23 protein-coding genes are annotated in these 21,170 nt (G+C 48.0%); 9 read left to right on the forward strand and 14 right to left on the reverse strand.

All coding sequences use genetic code 11. From position 1 onward, the window contains the following. A partial coding sequence (mgtE, locus tag SD53_RS03350) for a magnesium transporter (protein ID WP_046518815.1) occupies positions 1–1,131 on the reverse strand: 1,131 nt, incomplete at its 3' end. 283 nt (positions 1,132–1,414) lie between these two features. Between mgtE and SD53_RS03355 the strand changes: the two genes are divergently transcribed. The 4 genes from SD53_RS03355 (at position 1,415) to SD53_RS03370 (ending at position 5,234) form a co-directional block, all read left to right on the forward strand. Continuing rightward, complete coding sequence (locus SD53_RS03355) at positions 1,415–2,230, forward strand: DUF432 domain-containing protein (protein WP_046518816.1); 816 nt, start codon at positions 1,415–1,417, stop codon at positions 2,228–2,230. Next, positions 2,227–3,069 (forward strand): mechanosensitive ion channel family protein, encoded by an 843-nt coding sequence (locus SD53_RS03360; RefSeq protein ID WP_046518817.1) that lies wholly within the window; start codon positions 2,227–2,229, stop codon positions 3,067–3,069. Before SD53_RS03355 ends, SD53_RS03360 begins: the two co-directional genes overlap by 4 nt. Before the next feature lie 81 nt (positions 3,070–3,150). After that, a complete protein-coding gene (locus SD53_RS03365; protein ID WP_046518818.1) occupies positions 3,151–3,468 on the forward strand; it encodes a hypothetical protein in 318 nt (105 codons plus the stop codon). A 119-nt stretch (positions 3,469–3,587) separates the two neighbouring features. Continuing rightward, positions 3,588–5,234 carry a BamA/TamA family outer membrane protein gene (locus tag SD53_RS03370; RefSeq protein ID WP_052749234.1) on the forward strand — a complete coding sequence of 549 codons (1,647 nt, stop codon included), beginning with the start codon at positions 3,588–3,590 and terminating at the stop codon, positions 5,232–5,234. Here SD53_RS03370 and mutM read toward each other — a convergent pair. The 5 genes from mutM to radC all read right to left on the reverse strand — a co-directional run bounded on the left by mutM (position 5,231) and on the right by radC (position 7,900). Beyond that, a complete protein-coding gene (gene mutM / locus SD53_RS03375; RefSeq protein ID WP_046518819.1) occupies positions 5,231–6,046 on the reverse strand; it encodes a bifunctional DNA-formamidopyrimidine glycosylase/DNA-(apurinic or apyrimidinic site) lyase in 816 nt (271 codons plus the stop codon). The genes SD53_RS03370 and mutM overlap by 4 nt on opposite strands. A gap of 7 nt (positions 6,047–6,053) precedes the next feature. Further along, positions 6,054–6,524 (reverse strand): hypothetical protein, encoded by a 471-nt coding sequence (locus SD53_RS03380; protein WP_046518820.1) that lies wholly within the window; start codon positions 6,522–6,524, stop codon positions 6,054–6,056. A gap of 131 nt (positions 6,525–6,655) precedes the next feature. Beyond that, on the reverse strand, positions 6,656–6,811 hold the full coding sequence (gene rpmG / locus SD53_RS03385) for a 50S ribosomal protein L33 (protein WP_008219722.1): 156 nt from the start codon (positions 6,809–6,811) through the stop codon (positions 6,656–6,658). 11 nt (positions 6,812–6,822) lie between these two features. Then, positions 6,823–7,059 carry a 50S ribosomal protein L28 gene (gene rpmB, locus SD53_RS03390; RefSeq protein WP_008899984.1) on the reverse strand — a complete coding sequence of 79 codons (237 nt, stop codon included), beginning with the start codon at positions 7,057–7,059 and terminating at the stop codon, positions 6,823–6,825. Positions 7,060–7,225: 166 nt separating this feature from the next. Continuing rightward, a complete protein-coding gene (gene radC, locus SD53_RS03395) occupies positions 7,226–7,900 on the reverse strand; it encodes a RadC family protein (RefSeq protein ID WP_046518821.1) in 675 nt (224 codons plus the stop codon). An 82-nt stretch (positions 7,901–7,982) separates the two neighbouring features. Between radC and coaBC the strand changes: the two genes are divergently transcribed. From coaBC to slmA, 3 genes are read left to right on the forward strand one after another with little or no spacing between them, the layout of a single operon-like run. Continuing rightward, positions 7,983–9,206 carry a bifunctional phosphopantothenoylcysteine decarboxylase/phosphopantothenate--cysteine ligase CoaBC gene (coaBC, locus tag SD53_RS03400; RefSeq protein ID WP_046518822.1) on the forward strand — a complete coding sequence of 408 codons (1,224 nt, stop codon included), beginning with the start codon at positions 7,983–7,985 and terminating at the stop codon, positions 9,204–9,206. Further along, positions 9,190–9,648: a dUTP diphosphatase gene (dut, locus tag SD53_RS03405; protein ID WP_046518823.1), complete on the forward strand. Its 459-nt coding sequence runs from the start codon at positions 9,190–9,192 to the stop codon at positions 9,646–9,648. The genes coaBC and dut overlap by 17 nt, the downstream gene beginning before the upstream one ends. Positions 9,649–9,666: 18 nt before the next feature. Continuing rightward, positions 9,667–10,260: a nucleoid occlusion factor SlmA gene (slmA, locus tag SD53_RS03410; protein ID WP_046518824.1), complete on the forward strand. Its 594-nt coding sequence runs from the start codon at positions 9,667–9,669 to the stop codon at positions 10,258–10,260. 146 nt (positions 10,261–10,406) lie between these two features. Here slmA and SD53_RS03415 read toward each other — a convergent pair whose 3' ends face one another. The 3 genes from SD53_RS03415 to rph are packed head-to-tail and all read right to left on the reverse strand — an operon-like array spanning position 10,407 to position 12,166. Continuing rightward, positions 10,407–10,778, reverse strand: a complete 372-nt coding sequence (locus SD53_RS03415) for a diacylglycerol kinase (RefSeq protein WP_046518825.1) — start codon at positions 10,776–10,778, stop codon at positions 10,407–10,409. Positions 10,779–10,798: 20 nt separating this feature from the next. Beyond that, positions 10,799–11,443 carry an orotate phosphoribosyltransferase gene (gene pyrE, locus SD53_RS03420; protein WP_046518826.1) on the reverse strand — a complete coding sequence of 215 codons (645 nt, stop codon included), beginning with the start codon at positions 11,441–11,443 and terminating at the stop codon, positions 10,799–10,801. A gap of 9 nt (positions 11,444–11,452) precedes the next feature. Then, positions 11,453–12,166, reverse strand: a complete 714-nt coding sequence (gene rph, locus SD53_RS03425) for a ribonuclease PH (protein WP_046518827.1) — start codon at positions 12,164–12,166, stop codon at positions 11,453–11,455. Between the two features lie 185 nt (positions 12,167–12,351). Here rph and SD53_RS03430 point away from each other — a divergent pair, with 185 nt between their 5' ends. Then, positions 12,352–13,212, forward strand: a complete 861-nt coding sequence (locus SD53_RS03430; RefSeq protein ID WP_046518828.1) for a YicC/YloC family endoribonuclease — start codon at positions 12,352–12,354, stop codon at positions 13,210–13,212. 42 nt (positions 13,213–13,254) lie between these two features. On the opposite strand, the gene SD53_RS03435 is transcribed toward SD53_RS03430, so the two are convergent. The 5 genes from SD53_RS03435 to SD53_RS03455 all read right to left on the reverse strand — a co-directional run bounded on the left by SD53_RS03435 (position 13,255) and on the right by SD53_RS03455 (position 19,843). After that, a complete protein-coding gene (locus SD53_RS03435) occupies positions 13,255–14,211 on the reverse strand; it encodes a tetratricopeptide repeat protein (protein WP_046518829.1) in 957 nt (318 codons plus the stop codon). Positions 14,212–14,383: 172 nt separating this feature from the next. After that, complete coding sequence (locus tag SD53_RS03440) at positions 14,384–15,388, reverse strand: Gfo/Idh/MocA family protein (protein ID WP_046518830.1); 1,005 nt, start codon at positions 15,386–15,388, stop codon at positions 14,384–14,386. Between the two features lie 50 nt (positions 15,389–15,438). Then, positions 15,439–17,814 (reverse strand): GH36-type glycosyl hydrolase domain-containing protein, encoded by a 2,376-nt coding sequence (locus tag SD53_RS03445; RefSeq protein WP_082101767.1) that lies wholly within the window; start codon positions 17,812–17,814, stop codon positions 15,439–15,441. Positions 17,815–17,816: 2 nt separating this feature from the next. Further along, the gene (locus SD53_RS03450; RefSeq protein WP_046518831.1) at positions 17,817–19,214 is read right to left on the reverse strand and encodes an MFS transporter; all 1,398 of its coding nucleotides are present in this window, start codon (positions 19,212–19,214) and stop codon (positions 17,817–17,819) included. Positions 19,215–19,291: 77 nt separating this feature from the next. Further along, entirely contained in the window at positions 19,292–19,843 is a 552-nt protein-coding gene (locus SD53_RS03455; protein ID WP_046518832.1) for a gluconokinase, read from the reverse strand. Between the two features lie 125 nt (positions 19,844–19,968). Between SD53_RS03455 and gntR the strand changes: the two genes are divergently transcribed. Then, positions 19,969–20,970 carry an HTH-type transcriptional regulator GntR gene (gene gntR, locus SD53_RS03460; RefSeq protein WP_046518833.1) on the forward strand — a complete coding sequence of 334 codons (1,002 nt, stop codon included), beginning with the start codon at positions 19,969–19,971 and terminating at the stop codon, positions 20,968–20,970. Positions 20,971–21,170 lie beyond the last annotated feature (200 nt).

The raw sequence follows: 21,170 nt of genomic DNA on the forward strand, positions 1-21,170 counted from the left end.
GTAACCCAGCGCATACACAGCAAGCGCCATGGTCAAACCTAACAAACCCGCCACCAGTACTTCTTTGCCGAGCATTTTGCCCCAGTGGCGTAATTTTATATCACCCGTGGCTAAAGCCCGCACCATCAAGGTGCCGGATTGAGCACCGGCATTACCGCTGCTGGCAATCAGTAACGGTAGGAAAAACAGCAAAGCAATGTGCTGTGAAATAATCTGTTCAAAAGCCGCTAAACCTGCGCCAGAAAAGATATTGCCAAACACCAGCACCACCAGCCAGACCACACGCTTGCGATACAACAAACTGATTTTGGCATCTTTGACACTGCCTTCGAGCTTGCCGATAGTGGCGGTTTTGTGAAAGTCTTCCGTCGCTTCAGCGGCAGCGACGTCCATCGCGTCATCGTGGGTGACAATCCCTACTAACTGTCCTTGCGCATTCACCACAGGAATAGCGATTAAGTCGTATTTGGCCACCAATGACGCGACTTCTTCCTGCTCCGTATCCACTTTGACATGGATAGGGTCGTGTTTCATCACATCATCGACCAATGCATGGGTGGGCGCCAAAATTAACTCACGCAACGACAGAGCACCAATTAAAATGCGGTCCTGATCGACCACATAAGACAGATAAATGGTTTCTTTATCTGGCGCTTCGTTGCGCAGCACCTCTATAGCTTGAGTGACAGTTAAGTCCGGCGACAACATAGCGTAATCCGAACTCATAATGGCACCCGCTGTGCCTTCAGAGTACGAGGACAAGCTCAGGATGTCATCACGTTCGGCTTGCGCCAACGCGGGTAACAAAGCTTGTTTTTGCGCATCGGACAGTTTGTTGAACAAGTCAGCTCGTTCATCCGACGACATTTGACGAATCACAGCGGTAAAATCTTGCCGACGTACTGTATGTGCCAGTTCTACCTGCTGCTCTTCGGGTAAATAACTGAACACTTCGGCTTGTGTACTTAACCCAAAGCAACTTAACAGTTGCCACTGATGCGCAGTGGAAAACTCAGCCAAAGCACCCGCTAAGTCGGCGGCGTGGGTATCAGCCAAACGCACGGATAAGACAGAAAAATCACCGCTCTCCAGAGCAGCACGTAAGGTATGGATCAGAACTAAGGCTTCCATGTTTTCACCTCGAACTACGGGCCGTAGTCGCAAGGTTCAGACAAACCAGTGCTCTACAGCAAAACTACAGGGTTAAGTTGTATGTCAGGCTAAGCCTGTGACTGGGTACGTCCATAAAAACGGAACTCTCCTTGGTTATTGCAGAGGAATATCAGCTTAACTTATTGCTGATACAGCGAAAAACAAGCATCATTTTACTCCTGTAACCACTTAACCTCAACTTAATAGCGGCAGAAGTGTGTGATTTCGTTCGACCAACACCTGCCCGCCCAAAGGACAGAATATGTTTGCCGAAAACAAGGCGTTGTGGTGGCAACCTCAAACATTACTCAACGAGCAAAGCTGCAAAATTCAACTGGGACCTTTACTGATTTTTTTACAGCGTAAAGCCGGAGAGTGGCGGCTGTCGACTGAACTACTGGCACAAGCAGAACATCAGGAGCTGGAAGCTGAACTGCTGCCACAGTGGCCACAGCATCGTTTGGCCAGTCGTTTCGTCTTTGAGAACGAGCCGCTACAGTTTTGTTTGAAACCTGTATTGGCAGATCGGCCAGTGGTGGTAAAAACGCATCAACCTGTGTATATACCATCCGGTGAACAAGTGACGTTCTATATCAGTAGTCCTGTCAGCATCCGGATTGAACTGCAGCAACCGGATTTAATGTTGCAGGAAGTGCAAAGCCAACGTTTATCCGACACCTGGTTTGGCCCCAATACCCAGGTGGGTGAACTCTGTTATGCCGATAAAACTCAGGCCAGACACAGTAAAGAGGAGTTACCACGGCGAGTGCACAAAGCTGTGACCCCTGTCACAGTGAAAAATAACTCCAGCCGGATGATGAGTATCGAAAAGCTTAGTTTACCCATCCCTTATTTATCTTTATACGGTCTGACCGACGGCAGTTTATGGACAGATCAGGTGCTGTTGGATCATCAGGACGATGCGGAACTCAGTCGACTGCAGATCAGTAAAAAGATGCCTGCTGGGTTTGATGGTGCTGAACGACTAGCTAAACCCCGTTTGCATATGGAAAAACATGGCCTGTTCCGCGCTTTCAGTGATTTATTTACTCATGCAGCCAACCGAGGTGCTTTATGATTGATCTGATCATTAACTATCTGGATTCAGACAAATTTCTCTCTTTGATGCAGGCTGGTTTGCTGTTTATTATCGGCTTTTTAGCGGCCAGTTTATTATCCCGCGCTGTTTACAAAGTCTGCCTAAAACGTTTTAGCCCTCATCATGCCAGTTTAAGTCGCCGTTTGGTGTACTGGCTGGTGTTGGCGCTCTTTGTTGCCAGTGGATTAAAACAATTAGGCTTTAATTTAGGGGTATTACTGGGCGCGGCCGGGGTGTTGTCCGTGGCTATTGGTTTTGCATCGCAAACCTCAGTATCGAACCTGATCAGTGGTTTGTTTTTGATTGGCGAACGACCGTTTCAGATCGGCGATACTATTCAGGTCGGTAACACTACGGGGGAAATTCTATCGATTGACCTGCTGTCTATTAAATTACGGACCTTCGATAACCTTTTTGTCCGTATTCCCAATGAAAGCCTGATTAAAACAGAAGTCATCAACTTAACCCGTTTCCCTATCCGTCGGCTGGATCTGAAAATCGGTGTAGCCTACAAAGAAAATATCAATCAGGTCAGGCAAGTTTTGCTAAAAGTTGCAGAGCAAAATCCTTTGAGTCTGGATGAACCTGTTCCTGTATTTCAGTTTTTAAGCTTTGCCGAGTCGTCACTGGACTTACAATTTTCGGTCTGGACCAGAAAAGAAAACTACAGAGAGTTACGCACTTGTTTACTGGAAGAGATCAAACAGGCCTTTGACCAGCAGGGGATTGACTTGCCATTTCCACAACGGGAGCTCAGTCTGAGCCAGAATACTTTGGCTTTACTGCGCAATGAGCCAGAGCAGAAGATCCAGAGATAAACTGGCAAAGCGCTGAAACTGTCCTAAAGTTAAATTTGCTTACCAACTGTTCTGGTAAGTGCAGTTAAATCAAGGACTCATATGAAAAACATAAATAAAATCTGTATTGCTCTACTTTGTTTGGGAACTGTATCTGCGGTAGCAGCGGAAGAAGAAGTGGTGTACTCGACTGAAGGTTATTGTGTGCTGTCGAATGAGGGTGTGGATAGCCGAATGCTGGAAGCTTATGCAAAAAAGCTTGGTGACGAACCGTCCAAGAAGGTCTGCGATGCATTTAAGCAAGTGGTTGCAGCGTCACGGCCAAAAGAGTGGGATTACCCTATGGGTAAACCTTATCCAGGTAGCGTAGTCCGCTTATCTGACAGTCAGATTGCCGCCATTAAAGCCGCTTCAAAATAAATGTATTGATTTGTTTTGACTGAGGACAGGCTATGTTCTCAGTCTTTTCCGCTAGCTCTTGTTGTAAATTGTGTCATGATAAAACCCTATCAACAGAAATGGATCTTGTCGTGTTGAAGATGTATAGCAGTATTTTACTCAAATCACTGACAGCCACTTTTGCACTGGTTGTGCTTAGTCTGAATCATCCTTTGCAAGCCTCAGAGCTTTGTACCCCCGTTCAAGATCCCTCTGACTTTCAGCTCTACACTGGAAAAACAATCAGGGAAGTCCGTTTTATCCGCAACGATGTGTTTGATTTAGAGCAACCCAACACCTACTGGTTTCACCGCTTTGCTAACCGCACTCACATCATTACCACCGAAGCAACACTACAGGAAGATGTGTTGTTTAAAACTGGTGATGCATTGGATGCGGATAGTCTGGCAGAAACTGAACGTTTATTACGCACCAGACGTTACCTGCGTAAGGTTGAGGTGCGAGTGACTCATCAATGTCCGGATCAGCAGGTGATAGTGACCATCAGTAGTTGGGATAACTGGTCGTTATTACCCAAAGTATCCGCCAGCCGCGAAGGTGGTGAGAGCCGCTCTACTTTTGGCTTGGCCGAAGACAACCTGTTTGGTACAGGGAACCAAATTAATCTGGATTATGAACACGACAGCGAACGTACCAGCTACTTACTGAATTTCCGCTCACCTAATATGTTTGGCAGTCACTGGGGGTTAAATACCCGATACGCGGATAAATCTGATGGGGAATCCTATTTAATTGCTGTCGAAAAGCCTTTTTATCGCCTCAGTGCGCCCTGGTCTTTTGCTTTAACTCTGGATCAGGACAGTCAGGACATTAATGAATACCTGCTTGGCGACGAAGCCAATGAATTTCAGAAACAAAAGAGGTTTTTTGATGTTCAGGGGGGGATAAAAGTTGCAGCGGCTGATCTATGGGTGCAACGTATTTTCATGGGCGCAACCCATAATGAAGTGCAGTTTGAGGAAACTGCGGATACCTTATTTGGTAAGCCGGATAAACGCGATTTGTCCCAGTTTTGGCTAGCCTGGCAGTATTTGCAGTCCGATTACCGGCAAATGTTTAATATCTACCAGTTTAACCGGGTAGAAGATATTAATTTAGGCTGGCAGGCGGACGTCAAACTGGCCTATTTGGCGCCGATGCTGGGCGCCGATGACAAAGGTTGGCAAGTGACGGCATCGGCGCACAAAGCAACAGAGCTGAGCGCAGATCACTATTTGCTGACCTCAGCCTCAGCCAGTCAACTGGAGCAAGCCGACATCAGCCAGACTTTAGTCAAAACTCATCTGATGCTCATTCACAAGTTTGATCCGCAGCATAGTCTGGTTGGTCAACTGACGTACCAGTACGGCCATGATTTATTTCGTGACGAGCGCCTGAGTTTAGGCGGCGACACAGGCCTGCGGGCTTTCCCTCTGTATTATCAAACCGGCGAACGTCTGGCGCTGGCTACTATGGAATATCGCTATTACAGCAATCTGTCCATAGCACAGATTTTTGATGTAGGTTACGCCACTTTTGCCGACATGGGTCGCACCTGGGGGGACAACCCGGATTTACCGGGCAGTTCAGGCGTTCAAACTTTGTATGGGGTCGGGGCTGGTATACGGCTACTGTCCAGTCACAGCAGCCGTGGCACTATGATCCATATAGATCTCACCAAAGCCTTTGGTGGTGACGATGATTTATCCGGGGTGGAATGGCGGATACTGGCCAAACAAAGTTTCTAGTCTTCGTTCTGACATTGTGGGCAATAAACGGTACTGCGCTGACCTAACCGTATTTCTTTCAGTTCAGTCTGACAACTGAAACACGCCTCACCGCCACGACCATACACCAACAACTGCTGGGCAAAATAGCCCGGCTTACCGTCTGTTTGACTAAAGTCTTTTAAAGTCGTGCCGCCCTGAGTAATAGCCTTCGCCAAAATTTGTTTCACCACCTGCACCAATAGTTCGGCTTGTTCTGCGGTCAGTTGATTGGCTGGCATTTTGGGATGAATACCCGCCTGGAACAAGGCTTCATTGGCATAAATATTCCCCACCCCAACCACCACATGATTATCCATCAATACCAGTTTGATGGCGCTGCTGCGTTTTTGGCAAGCAGCCAGTAACATCTGCGCATGGAAATCCCCCAACAAAGGCTCAGGGCCCAGGTTGGTCATCAAGGGATGCAGTGTGTCTTTTGGCTGCCATAACACGGCACCAAAACGTCGGGTGTCGTTTAGGCGCAGCATAAAGCCATTACTTAGATAAATATCTACATGATCGTGTTTACTGGCTGGAGTACTCTGCGGCACCACTTTCAAATGACCTGACATCCCCAGATGGATAATCAATTCGCCGTCCGGCAAATGAATCAGCAGGTATTTCGCCCGTCTTGTCACATCAAGCACAGGTTGTTGCTTAATGTCCAATACGTCATCAGGTATCCACCAACGCAACTGGCGCTGTCGCACCACCACTTTTTCAATATGTTGCTGCTGCAGATGGGGGCTAATACCTAAACGGGAGACTTCAACTTCTGGTAATTCTGGCATAACAGCCTCAACGTAAAACAGATGGGAACAATAAGTCAGCCTGACCTTCTGGCAAGCGGTACCACGAATCAGCGTCAACTGCTTTTAACCAATAATACTGACCAGCCTGATACAACTGCCAACGCTGCCGTGCAGGTTTGCCCGTTAACCAAACTGACACTTCAGTCACTAGTACGGGATTGATCGGGTTCAGCGGCGACTTTTCTGGCAACGAGGCTTGCTGCCAGTGCTGCAACAAAGTGCTCAATTGGGCTTCGTTGAATACCGCAGGTTGTGAGCGCCAGCTTGGCCCGGCCCGCTCAATCTGATGTTTGGGAAAATGCAAAGCCAATAGCACCTGACTTGAAGAAATCAGTTGAGGCTGAGGTTCATTACGAGTTTGTTTTACGTACTCAGGTAAACCGACAAACAGGGCGACTAAAATCACCACTGTGTAAATCATGACGTTATTCCAGCCTTTTTGACTTAAACGGATCATAAAAATTAAAACCGAGGCAGAAGAAAAACCGCAGTGTAAACCAGAGACAGGCGGAACAACCAGAAGAACGAGATAGATCGCAGAACACTGAGAGTAAAAAACCCGACTTGCGTCGGGTTTTTTCAGTTCAATTACTTGATTTTCGCTTCTTTGAAAATCACGTGCTTGCGCACTTTAGGATCGAACTTTTTGATTTCCATTTTTTCTGGCATGGTGCGTTTGTTCTTCGTTGTTGTGTAGAAGAAGCCAGTACCAGCAGAAGAAACTAAACGAATTTTATCGCGCATAATTTAATTCCTTAAACCTTCTGACCTTTAGCACGCAGATCGGCTAAAACAGTATCGATACCATTTTTGTCGATGATACGCATACCACGAGTAGAAATACGTAAAGTCACAAAACGGTTTTCGCTTTCAACCCAGAAACGGTGAGTTTGCAGGTTAGGCAGGAAACGGCGCTTAGTTGCGTTGTTGGCGTGTGAACGACGGTTACCTACCATCGGACCCTTACCAGTGATTTGGCACACTCTAGACATGTCAATGTTTCTCCAAAATTACTTCAGCTCGAGCTTCGTTCATCCTTCTGGCCAAGAAGAATGCCCCGGATTTCTGAAAGGGCGCAATTTATACACGAAAGCCTGATCAAATTCAAGCAAATCTGTACGGTTCAGGCGATCGTTTGCACATCCAAACTTCAGACCTTTATAGCCAGCCGCGTTCGGCAAAGGAAATAACCTCTGCATCACCTACCACAAAATGATCCAGCAACTTGATGTCAACCAGAGACATGGCTTGAGTCAGGCGTTCCGTTATCACCCGATCGGCACGGCTCGGCTCTGCAACTCCGGATGGATGATTGTGAGCCAAAATAACGGCGGCGGCATTATGCGCTAAAGCACTCTGAACTACAATACGCGGATACACCGGAGATGCATCAATAGTGCCGAAAAATAACGGTTCGGCGCAAATCAGCCGGTGCTGGCTGTCCAAATACAACAACATAAAAACTTCGCGTTTTTGTGCCGCTAAACTTTGTTGTAAATACCGCTTCACCAAAGCAGGTTCAGTAAAGACAGTATCGCGTTGCATGCTTTGCACCAGATAGCGTCGGCTTAGTTCCATAACTGCCTGTAATTGCACATATTTTGCCTGACCTAAACCATGGCCTTTGCAAAAGTCTGCCTGACTGGCGGCTAATAAAGGCCGCAAACCACCAAACTGATGCAATAAAGTGCGGGACAATTCCACCGCATCCATACCGGCCACACCAGTACGTAAAAAAATAGCCAGCAATTCGCCGTCCGATAAATGTTCTGCGCCATGTGCCAGCAGTTTTTCTCTTGGCCTTTCACCTTCAGGCCAGCTTTTTATACTCATCTTCGCCTCCTTGAGTTTTTGTTTTCCTTCATCTTTCCGTGTTATCTTAACGCCCACTTAACCCCTTTTTGCTGCGACAGACATGGCACTATTACTCTCAGGAAAACGCATTTTATTAGGCATTAGCGGTGGCATTGCCGCTTACAAAAGTGCCGACTTAATTCGCCGTCTGAAAGAACGAGGCGCTGAAGTACGGGTCATTCAAACCGACGCAGCGTGCGAATTTATTACGCCTTTAACCTTGCAGGCCTTATCCGGTCATCCGGTGGCCAACAGTCTGCTCGACCCTGCTGCCGAAGCCGCTATGGGCCATATAGAGCTGGCCAAATGGGCCGATTTATTACTGATAGCTCCAGCTTCGGCTGATTTAATTGCCCGCTTAGCCCATGGTCTGGCCAACGACTTATTAAGCACTTGTGTGCTGGCAACCGATGCCCCTGTCGCTGTAGCCCCTGCGATGAATCAGCAGATGTATAAAAATATAGCCACCAAACACAATATAGACACATTAAAGACACGTAATTTTTACATCTGGGGGCCAGCAGCAGGTGAACAAGCCTGTGGTGATGTCGGTATGGGCCGGATGTTAGAACCTTTGCAACTGGTGGATTTAGTCCTTGAGCATTTTGCGCCTAAAGTGTTGCCTTTAGAGGGGGTATCACTGGTGATTACTGCTGGCCCGACCCGCGAGCCAATAGACCCTGTGCGTTATATCTCTAACCACAGTTCAGGCAAAATGGGTTTTGCTTTAGCTGAAGCCGCGGTGCAATTGGGTGCACAGGTCACGTTAATAGCAGGGCCAGTGCAGCTTGCAACACCTGCAGGCGTAAAACGTATTGACGTGGTCACAGCCGACCAGATGTATCAGGTCGCATTAGAGCAGGCGATCAGCGCACACATCTTTATTGGCTGCGCTGCAGTAGCAGATTATAAAGTGGCGCAGGTAGCGACACAGAAACTGAAAAAAACCAGCGACGATAGCACCAGCCTGACGCTGGTGAAAAACCCGGACATTATTGCCGCTGTGGCTGCATTAACCTCACAACGTCCTTTTACTGTAGGTTTTGCTGCTGAAACTCAGGATGTGGCTAATTATGCCCGCCAGAAACTGGTGAAGAAAAAACTGGACTTGATTTGCGCCAACGACGTGTCCCTATCGAACCAGGGCTTTAACAGCGAACAAAATGCTCTCACTGTATTTTGGGCCGACGGCGAACAGCAGTTTGGCTTACAAGCCAAAACAGAGCTGGCACAGCAACTTCTTTTATTGATTAACGAGCGTTATCTGCATGAAAAAAGCCATTGATTTAAAAATTCTCGACCCACGTATCGGCACTGAATTCCCATTACCGGCTTATGCCACACCGGGCAGCGCTGGTTTAGATTTGCGGGCTTGTCTGGATGCAGAAGTACAACTGGCACCGGGCCAAACCACTTTGATCCCTACAGGTTTAGCTATTCATATTGGTGACGCAAATTTATGCGCCACTATACTGCCACGTTCTGGTTTAGGTCATAAACACGGCATAGTGCTGGGTAACTTAGTGGGTTTAATCGACTCTGATTATCAGGGCCAGTTGATGGTGTCTATGTGGAACCGTTCGCAGGAACACTTCACTATTAACCCCGGCGATCGTATAGCTCAGTTGGTCTTTATGCCTGTGGTACAGACAGAATTTAACATAGTTTCTGATTTTGACGCTTCAGACCGGGGCGAAGGTGGATTTGGTCACTCTGGCCGTCAGTAATTAGTGACAAGGATATCCATGGCAACGACAAAACGTCCCAACCGCAAAGAAGATATTTTGCAGGCCCTGGCCGCTATGCTGCAAAGCCATGCGGGCCAGCGTATCACCACAGCAGCTTTGGCAGCTCAGGTGGGTGTATCTGAAGCGGCTTTGTACCGGCATTTCCCCAGCAAAGCCCGGATGTTTGAAGGTTTAATCGACTTTATTGAAGACACCTTGTTGTCGCGTATTAATGCGATAGTGCAGGAGCACAAACAAACCGAGCAGCGTATCGAACTTATAATGCAGTTATTGCTGATTTTCGCCGAGCGTAACCCAGGTATCTGCCGTATTCTGACCGGCGATGCCTTACAGGGTGAACAGGAGCGTTTGCAGGAGCGCATCAGCGCCTTGTATGAAAAGCTGGAAACTCAGCTCAAACAATGTTTACGCGAACGTAAGTTACGGGAAGGAAAAAGTTTTCCTGTCGATGAAGGTGATTTAGCCAACCTGTTGCTGGGTATTTGTGAAGGCAAAATGCAGCAATTTGTCCGCTCAGGTTTTGCCCGTTTGCCAACAGCGCAGTGGCCTAACCAATGGGCTTTGCTGCAGAAAACCTTATTCACGGTTTAAAACTTGCTGTTTAAGAGCCAGAGATAAAAAAAACCGGTCAGTTTAAAGTTGACCGGTTTTTTGTTTTCTGTTTAAACACAGCTCACTCAAACAAAACCATTAAGCCAAAGTAATTGGAGTTGTGGCGAGGCGACAAGTACGAAGGGTTAACTAAACTTTTGCCAGATAGCGGCTGCCCAAACTAAGGCAACAAAGACAAGCGCCGAAGTCACGGCGGCTGAGCCCATATCTTTAGCCCGGCCTGATAATTCGTGCCGCTCTAGACTGACCCGGTCGGTTAAGGCTTCAATGGCTGAGTTGAGTAACTCAACAATAATCACCAGTAACCAAACCCCCATCAAAATAGCAAAGTGACCAAAATCAGCCGCTAAATACCAGGCAAAAGGAATGGCAGCTAAAGTAAGGCCAGCTTCCTGACGAAAGGCGGCTTCGTTCACCCAGGCTGCGGCGAAACCTTTACGGCTACAATCCGCAGCTTTAATAATACGTCCAAAACCTGTGCCGTTTGGCTTGCTCATAGCTTGTCCTTAAATACAGCCTAGCTCACACCATATTGGGCACGGTAAGCAGACACAGCGTCTAAATACTGCGCCAGCTCTGGTTTGCCTTGCAGGTAGTTGATTAAGTCGTTTAAACAAATGATAGACACCACTCGAGTGCCAAAGTCGCGTTCGACTTCCTGAATAGCAGAAAGTTCGCCCTGACCTTTTTCCTGACGATCAAGCGCAATCAGCACACCACTTAAACTGGCACCCTGAGCCTGAATAAGCTGCATCGATTCACGAATCGCAGTACCGGCCGTGATCACATCATCCACCAGCATCACTTTGCCCTGTAAAGGCGAACCCACTAAGTTGCCGCCTTCACCATGGGTTTTGGCTTCTTTGCGGTTGAAGCAATAAGGCACATCTTTGCCGTACTGATCAAACAAAGCCACAGCCGTAGTAGTTGCTATAGGAATACCTTTGTAAGCAGGGCCAAACAGCAGGTCAAACTCTACACCAGCATCTTCTAAAGCCGCGGCATAAAACCGGCCTAAACGGGCTAAATCGCCGCCTGTATTAAATAAACCTGCGTTAAAAAAGTACGGGCTGGTACGGCCGGATTTCAGTGTAAAACTGCCAAACTTCAATACCTGACGCGACAAGGCAAATTCAATAAAGTCTATTTGAAACTGTTTCATCTGAACCTCTTACGCCAGCACTCGTTTTTGTTCATCGATAATTTCGCGGATGGCATGTTTGCCTAATTCCATCATCTGCTGCATTTCTTCAAAGCTAAATGGCGCCTCTTCGGCCGTGCCCTGAATTTCGATGATTTTGCCAGTTTCAGTCATGACGATATTCATATCGGTTTCAGCGTTTGAATCTTCGGCGTAGTCTAAATCTGCTACAGCAGTGCCTTTATAAACACCCACAGAAACTGCAGCGACCATAAAATTCAACGGGTTGGTTTTGATCAAACCTTTAGCGCGCATAAAATTCAGCGCATCCACTAAAGCCACACAAGCACCGCTGATAGAAGCCGTGCGGGTACCCCCATCAGCCTGGATCACGTCACAGTCAATGGTAATAGTGTTTTCACCCAGCAGTTTTAAATCCACAGCAGTGCGTAAAGCGCGGCCAATCAGACGCTGAATTTCCATAGTGCGGCCGCCTTGCTTGCCTTTGGCTGCTTCGCGCTCGTTACGGGTATGAGTAGCGCGTGGCAACATGCCATATTCAGCAGTGATCCAGCCTTTGCCCTGGCCTTTCATAAAACGTGGCACACCTTCAATCACGCTGGCAGTACAAATAACTTTGGTGTTACCAAACTCAACCAATACTGAACCTTCAGCATGAGCCGTAAATTGACGGGTGAAAGTAATAGGACGAATTTGACTCGCTGTTCTGCCACTAGGACGCATGGTGAAGCCTCAACCTGAGATTAAAAGTGCTTCATTATAGGGATTTCAGCCTTGCTGTGCCATCTATACGCTAAGTAAATGCGGCAAGGCGTTTGAACTCTGCACCAGCTCAACGCAGCCAACAAAGTTGCAGCTTCAATTAAGACGGGTATACTCGGTTTTATTTTGCAGTTCAGGACCTCATTATGATCCACAGTATGACCGCTTATGCCCGCCACGAAATTCGTGCCAGTTGGGGCAATGCCGTTTGGGAAATCCGCTCCGTTAACCAGCGTTATCTGGAAAGCTATTTCCGCCTGCCAGAACAGTTTCGTTGCTTAGAAGGGTTATTACGCGACAAACTGCGGCAGAAACTGCACCGCGGCAAACTGGAAATCAACCTGAAATACAGCGCGGCAAGCACAGCCGGTGAGTTAAAAATTAACGAAGCTTTAGCCAAACAATTGATGCAAAGCGCAAGTGCTCTGGCCGAGCAAAGCGGCAAAGCCCAGCTTAACGTGGTCGATATTCTGCGCTGGCCTGGTGTGATGGAAACTCAGGAAGAGGACATCGACAGCTTACAAGCCGAACTGATGGCCGCCTTTGACGCCGCCTTAGTCGACTTTGTAGCAGGCCGTGGCCGTGAAGGTGCAGCGATAGAGCAAATGATCCGCGACCGTCTGGATCAAATCGCCACTCATGTCAGCACTTTACGCACCCATTTACCTCAAGCTCTGCAATGGCAACGCGACAAAATGCTCAACCGCCTGCAGGAAGTAAAAGCCGAACTGGACCAAAACCGCCTCGAGCAGGAAATGGCCTTTTTAGCCCAGAAATCTGACGTGGCAGAAGAGTTGGACCGTTTAGACGCTCATATCAAAGAAACCCGCCACAGCCTGAAACAAGGCGGAGCCATAGGCCGCCGCCTTGATTTTATGATGCAGGAATTCAACCGCGAAGCGAACACCTTGTCCTCTAAAGCCATCTCAACCGAGATCACCAATACAGCGGTGGAGCTGAAGGTTTTAATCGAACAGATGCGGGAGCAGATCCAGAATATTGAATAACTAGCTCAATCTGATACCAGAAAGATAAACAACCAGCTGTGGCTAAACCCCGGCTGGTTTTTTCTTGTGGTACTGCGCCAATTTCTGCTGCAGTTGTTGGTAAACAAGCCTGTGTGTTTGCCCCAACAGTGTGCTATCAATTTGCTGCATGTATTCTCTGGAGAGTTCGGGGTTGTTAAGCTGAAGCGCAATCTCTGCCAGCCGGACATGGAAAATGCTCCAATTTTGCGGGTCTGCATTTTTGGACATATAAGCCAATGACTGTTGGTAATGGCCTAACGCCGCTTTATAGCGCCCCAGCAACTGCTCGGTACGGGCCAGATTACCAAGAGCTACCACAATTTTTACATGGTGCTCTGTCGGCAAAATTGCAGCTAAAGCGCGCTGCCGGTAGAGCAAAGATTCTGCAAAGGATTGGGTGCTGTCCGTAATTAACGCCTTATTGCTGTTCAGCTCAAACCAGAAAATAGGATCCTGGCTATTGCCTGCCCTGTGTTCAGCTTCAGACAAAGTCTGGACGGCAAGGTCATGTTGGCCCAGCGTTTTTTGTAAGTTAGCAAGTTCCACCAATCTCAGTGGGTTACCAAAAGATTTGTACAATTCAGTAACCAGCTGTGCAGCTTTTAAGCCATAAGCTTCAGCCTGCTGCGGTTGGTTAAAATGCATCAGGGTTTTGGCGTAGTAAAAATACAGTTGAGCCAATACAACAGAGGGCACATCCTGACGTTGCAGCAACATCTCAGCCTGCAGCTTTAAGCTGGTGAAGTCGATTTTGTCGTAGTAATAATCCAGCAGGTAAGACTCGAGCTTGTACCAGTCTTTACTACCTACAGGCTGCTGTTGTAACTGACGCTGCAACTCAAGTAAACAGTCGGTGTTTTTCGGCAGACTAAAACAGAATAATTCATGATCACTGTAATGCTCTGAAGCCTTTAGCGGCAAAGCGCACAGCATAGCCGCGTTTACAATAACAAAAAAACTCAGATGCTTAAGCTGCAATTGACAACCTGCGTGCCACAGAACTCATCCCTGCAGGCTCTGTGCCTTGATCATGGTAGTGCCAGCCTGATGCCTTCAGAGCCGACCATAAAATTGGAGTATCAGATTTTTCGCATACACAAGCAACTTTTCTGTGAAGTTCCCTATTTCACCTACTCTATGCCAGACCAGCTTATGCGGTTTCAGCAGCGACACTGCCCCTCGGCACCAACCCCGCCGCTTTATACGCATCATCAATCAGTTGCATCTGCTCTATGGCGTCGCGGCCACCTGTCAGCGGTTTGATTTCGCCTTTGATGCAAGCGACGACGTGCGCCAGTTGGTGGTCGTAGGTGGTGTCGCCCTGTAGCTGATAGTCCTGGCTTTGGCCGTCTTTGGTCAGACATAACTTGTGGCCCTGATGAGGAGCAACCAGGTTCAAGACTTCCAGTTGGCCTTTGTCACCCTCAAGATACAAAGACGCATCGTGGTGGCGGCCTAAATGTTCGCTCATAGCGCAGCCAACATAGGCCAAAGGGCCATTCGGAAACTGTAAACGTAGCTCGAAGTTACTATCCAGTTGGGGTTTAGGGCAAATGGCACCGGCCCATAAAATCTGCGGTGAACCGCCAAATAAAGTGCGTAACCAGTGCAGTGGGTAGCAGCCTAAATCCATTAAAGCGCCGCCACCTAAAGGCACGTTGTGGCGCAAAGAACCTGGTGTTTCGGCAATACGCACTGAAAAATTGCTGCGCACTGTGTGGATAGAGCCAAGCTCGCCACTCTTTAATAGCCGCTCTACTTCCGCAAACACCGGATGAAAGCGGTAGTGATAGCCTTCAATCAGTAAACGGCCACTAGACTCTGCAGCCGCTACCATGGCTTTGGCTTCTTCGGCGTCCATGGCAAAAGGCTTTTCGCACAACACATGTTTGCCTTGTTGCAAAGCTTTAATGGACCACTGGGCATGCAAAGACGGTGGTAAAGCGTTGTAAATCAGGTCGATATCATCACGGGCCAATAGCTCGTCATAACTGCCTAAAGCCAGTTCTATATCAAACTGCTGGGCAAAAGCCTGAGCTTTTTCAAGATTCGATGCAGCCACTGCTGCAATGACTACATCAGAGCGCAAGGCAGCAGGCTGGATGATAGCCCGATCGGCAATACGTGCTGCACCTAATAAACCTATACGGATCATAGCTATTCCTTTTATTTATCCCTTTGCCTTTTTGCTCTTCCCACACTGCGTTACAGCGGTAATTGCACCAGTAACTGATAACTTTGGCCTGCTGCGATATTACGTACCGCCAACTCCGCCTGCTGCACACCATCCAGCCAGAGTGTTGCAGCTTTGACACCAGCAACACGTTCAAACCGGATATGAAAGTCTGCACCACGGAAACGGCGTAACACAGAGGCTTTGCTCCAACTGGCTGGTAGTTGAGGTGCCAAAGTTAAACCTTGTTGGTCGCCCTTCACACCAAACAAACCTTCGACCAAACAACGGTATACCCAGTGCACAGTGCCTGTATTAAATAACTGGCTGGAGCGGCCTGCAGTGCGTGGTAAGGTCTGGTATGCGCCACGGTAATAATTTGGAATAAATACCGGCAACTGGCCCCGTTGTAACTGATCCTGTGGATCGTCCGATGGCAGCATTTGTTTTAATACCTGATAGGCTTTGTCGGCTTGATTCACCTGATACAAAGCGAACAGATAAAAAGCCGCAGCGTGGTTATAGACTGAGCCATTTTCTGCCGAACCCGGATATTTCTGGGTAACACGGCCCACGTCTTCACGCATAGCGGTATAAGCAGGCGCTAGCATTTGCGGACCATAAGGCGTATGCAATTGCTGCTCTACGGCTTTTAACAGTTGCTGCTGTTGTTCGCTGTTGGCAGCGCCGCTTAATAAAGCCCAGCTTTGTGGGTTCAGATAAATACGGCCTTCGGTATCTTTGCTGATGCCAAACACCACGTTATCGTCTGTGATACCACGGCCATACCAGTTGCCGTCCCATAAATACTGATTCACTGCGGCGTTAAAAGCGGCTGCCTGCTCTTCATACAAAGCCACATGCTCTGTCTGACCGGCGTCGCGGCAAATTTGCGCCCACACCTTCAGCGCATAAGCTGCAGCCAGGCTCAACCAGCCCGATACACCTTTGCCTTTGTAACCCACCATATTCATCGGGTCACACCAGTCGCCCTGCTCAATGTAACTTAAGCAGCGCTGGTCTTTTTTCAGCCATAACCAGCCCATAGCGCGGTGGATATGTTCGGCTACTGTGTGTTGTTCGGCCGAGTCTTTATAGGCTACTTTTTCGCTTAAAAGCGCGTAGTCATTGGTTTCGGCCAGATAAGCGCTGATACAGACAGGTAACCAGACACATTGGTCGGTATGTGGCACCTGATTGATGTATTTCAGTTCGGCGTCTTTGTGCAGCAGGATACCGTCCGGCATTTCACCTGACAGATGTTGCTGCGACAGCGCCGTTAAAAAAGCTTTGCGGGCTATTGCCGGAGCCAGATAGCTCATGCCCATATTATCCTGCAGATAATTACGGGTTTGCGGATCTGTGGTTAAGCGGTTGACGTCGCCATGGTAATACACCTGACGCGCCAGCCAGTGGTTGACATAGTTATTTAGCTCCTGGTCCGGCGTGTCGATTTCCAGACAAGGCACAGCCTGGGCTACATAAGCGGCATAAGCCTGTTGAATGTGGCCGAAGCTCTCTGGCGTGCCAAACACTTGCTGACGAATGTGCGCCACTTCTGCTTTGTCGTACGCCGGGCCAAACACAAAACGGTATTGCTCGGTTTGGCCTGCGGCTAAAGACAGTCTGTACTGCATTACACAAGCTGGGGTTTCGTAGTCTGAATCACCACAAGCTAAACACTGCTGTTGCACAGCAGAAGGCGCGTGTAAACCGCCCTGGCCTTCAAATGCTTGCTGATTCACTTCCCAGAAATCCGGTGTGCGCTCGGCCAACAAGAAGGTTTTGTCTTTTAAGAATTTGTTTTTAAAGTAATCAGGGTACTTTTGATAAGGCGTGACTGATGAGCAGATAATGGCTTTTAAATCCGCATCATAACGGCCAGACTGGTTCATCCAGGACATATAACCAACCGGGAAATAAGGATATAGGCTTAAAGCACGGCTCTGAGCTGAATCGTTACGTACCGTCAGTTGCCATAACTCCAGTGGTTGCTCTGGTGTTAAGGTCAGCAGCCATTCCACCGTTAAACCACAGTCCAGCGTCAGTTGCCAGCGGATGTCCGACTGGCCTGCTGAAAACACAAAGTGTTGGGCTTCTTTACGCACCGGCTCATAAGGCACAGACCAGATTTCACCGCTGTTTTCATCTTTGATATACACAAAACGGCCCGGATGATGAGCGTAATAAGGCTGCTCCGGCTGCATAAAGGTTTTGGCTTCTAAGTTCGGCGCATGGGCATATTTAGCAGGTTCTGGCTGCATAAACTGCGCTGTGGCATAACCACGGCAGTTTTGCTGGATCATCATCACCTTGTTCCATAAAAAGCCCGCAGCCTGTGGCATCGCAGTGGCGCTGTACAATTCATAACGCTGGCCGTTTTCTGTGGCTTGCATCAACTTCTTCATCATTACTCCGACACTCCGACTGCTGCCATGTTTGTAACAGGTGCTGTTTTACGCTGATCCAGTTCCTGTTGAATGGTCAGCAATTGTTTTTCATCTAAATGGTAAAAGCGCATCACAAAAGCAGCCAATAAAGCCACTAAGCCCGGGATCACCGACACCATCAATAAAATGCCCATCTGTGAGCCTGCGCTTTGTTCCGCATTGGCGACATAACCTATCAGCGCCAATAACCAGCCAATCGCAGCGGAGGCAATAGCGCCACCAAGTTTTTGTGAAAAGGTAGCGGCGGAAAAGGTCATAGCTGTAGCACGACGGCCAGTGCGCCATTCGTTGTAATCTGCAGTGTCGGCATACATAGAAAAGGCTAAAGGCGATTTAGGCCCCAACACAAAACCTATCGCCAGGTTGATGGCAAAAATTAAGCCTATCTCGTCAGCAGGCACAAAAAACAGGCTGATAGAAAACAGTCCGGCCAGGCTCATCAACAGCATCATCAATGGCTTTTTATCGATAAACCTGGTCATTAAAGGGGTAGAGGCCGCGCCTACAGCCAAAGCAAACATATAAGAAGATAAAAACTCGCCAACCAGTTCTGGCCGCATCACATAGTATTTAAAGTAATAAGTACCGCTGCTGGCACGCATGGTGATGGTGATCATAATGATCAGCGCCAGGCTAAACAGCACCAGCCAGGGTTTGTTGTTTTTTAAATCCTTTAAATCCTGCAGCACATCGCTGTTGTTTTCGCTGACCGGTTGAATACGCTCTTTGGTGCTGGCAAAAGTGAATAAAAACAATAAGGCGGCCGCTATACCAAACACACCCATGGTCAACTGCCAACCTAACACTTCATCACCCTGGCCTAATAACACCACCAGTTTAGGGGTTAAATAAGTCACCAGAATACCGCCGGTAAAACCGCCAATAAAACGGAAGCTGACTAAAGTGGTTCTGTCCTGACTATTGCGGGTCATTACGCCAGACAACGCGGAGTAAGGAATATTGATGGCGGTGTAAATCAGCATCAAAAGACTGTAGGTGCAGTAGGCCCACACCAGCTTGCCATCCGGCCCTAAATCCGGTGTGCTATACGTCAACACACCAGCACCAGCCAAAGGCAAAGCCAGCCACAGTAAATAAGGCCGGAATTTGCCCATCCGGGTTTTGGTTCTGTCCGCTATAGCGCCCATCATAGGATCGGTAAAGGCATCGATGATTTTGGTGATCAGCATCATAGTGCCGGCAGCGGCCGCTGAAATACCGAAGACGTCGGTGTAAAAAATCAGTAAAAAGGCCGAAATATTAGCCCAGTAGAAATTAAACCCCATATCGCCGACGCCATAACCGAGTTTTTCACTCAGCTTGAGCCGGTGTTGAGGTACCGCAGTTTCTGTTGTCACTTTGTCACCCTGTCGTTGTTCTGTTGTTTTAATTAGTGAAATAGATGGAACGCACGCCACCTGGTGATGTGCACCTTTTAAAATCGTTGTTGTATTTTCAGAATGATCTGGAGCATCAGTTCATTCACGCTGTGGCCGATATCCAGACACAGCACATCGGCTTCCTGATCCACGGGCTCCATAGTGGCCAATTGGCTTTGCAGCATAGACACAGGCATAAAATGGTTTTGCCGCTGCGCCAGCCGCTGCGCCAGCAATTCAGCACTGCCTTGTAAATACACAAATTGTGGATTAGCTGCCGCCTGACGAATACGTTCACGATGCTTGCGGATTAAACCTGAGTAACTCAATACCGCTGGGAGTTGTTTGGCGACGCAGTCTTGTAAGGCAGCACATAAACGGCCAACCCATTGGTCACGCATTTCGCTGGTAATAGGCGTGCCTGACGCCATCATTTGTTTGGCTTCAAGGCTATGAAAATCATCCCCCTCGAGATAATGCCAGCCTAATTGCTCTGCAAGGCGCAAAGCCAGCGTCGATTTGCCGCTGCCAGCCACCCCCATAATGATTAGACTTTGGCATTCTGCTGCCTTGCTTGCCTGCTGCTGAGCTGTTAGATCCTGTTGCATCAGATACGATCACACCTTCGATAAAAATGTGGCCTCAGCTTAATTCAGATAAAATGATAGCGCAACCATTTTGACTCAAACATAGCTTTCAGTTATTGTTTTTTAAAAATAAAGAGAATGGTGCGATGAATAAAAAACCTAACCTGAAAGATGTGGCGAAAGTAGCAGGTGTCAGTGCCATTACTGTGTCGCGCGTGCTAAGCAATCCCGATAAAGTCTCAGAGAAACTACGGGCCAAAGTGGAACAGGCGGTGCATGAAATTGGTTATATCCGTAACCATGCCGCCAGTGCTTTAGCGTCCCGTCGCTCAGGTGTGATAGCGGTTATCATTCCGTCATTATCTAACATAGTGTTTAATGATGTTTTGCAGGGTATTTATAGTGCGGTGAAACAACATCATCTGCAGGTGGTATTAGGTGATTGTCATTATTCGCCTTTGGAAGAAGAAAAGCTGATCGCCACTTTACTCAGTCAGTCACCTGAAGGTTTTATCTTAACAGGCACAGATCAAACCGATTACGCCCGCAAATTACTGAAACAATCCGGTATTCCGATAGTTCAGTTGATGGAACTCAGCGACAGCCCTATTGATATGAATATCGGCTTTTCACACTTTAACGCCGGTGTGGATATCACCAACCACTTGCTACAAAAAGGCTATCGCAAACTGGGCTTTTTGGGCGCACGCATGGATACCCGTACTCAGCAACGTTTAGCCGGTTTTAAAAAGGCAATCGCGGATTTTCATCAGCCTTGTCAGAGTTATGTGGTCACCACCACTCAGTCTTCATCGATACGTTTAGGTGGTCAATTGTTGCAGGCTGTAATGGCGGAATCGCAAGGCCAGTGTGATGCGGTGTTCTGTTGTAATGATGATTTGGCGCTGGGTGCTTTGTTTGAAAGCAAACGTATGAACCTGAAAGTTCCGTCCGATATTGCCATTTGTGGTTTTAACGATTTGGAAGCGTCAGCTTTAGTCGAACCTGCGATCACCAGCGTGGCCTCGCCGCGTTTTGAAATGGGTCAACAAGCGGTTGAATTGCTGATGTCTGCTCAAGGCCAAGATAAACACCATAGGTCCCCGATAGATATAGGCTACCGCATTGTGGAACGCGCTTCGACTTAATACCCGAATTAGTTTGCTCGTATGATTTTAGAGATGGTTTCAGACATATTTTTAGGCGTTTTCTGCCTTCATGCGAATAAAAAAGTACCAGCCGAAGCTGGTACTAACACCCTCAATTACCGGGAGAACCCAGACTCGCACAAGTCCGGGAGACAAGGGTAAAACTTCATGTTCACTTCATGTCTGGATCTGCAGCTTTG

The sequence above is a fragment of the Rheinheimera mesophila genome, from assembly GCF_000986865.1.
Classification (GTDB): Bacteria; Pseudomonadota; Gammaproteobacteria; order Enterobacterales; family Alteromonadaceae; genus Pararheinheimera; species Pararheinheimera mesophila.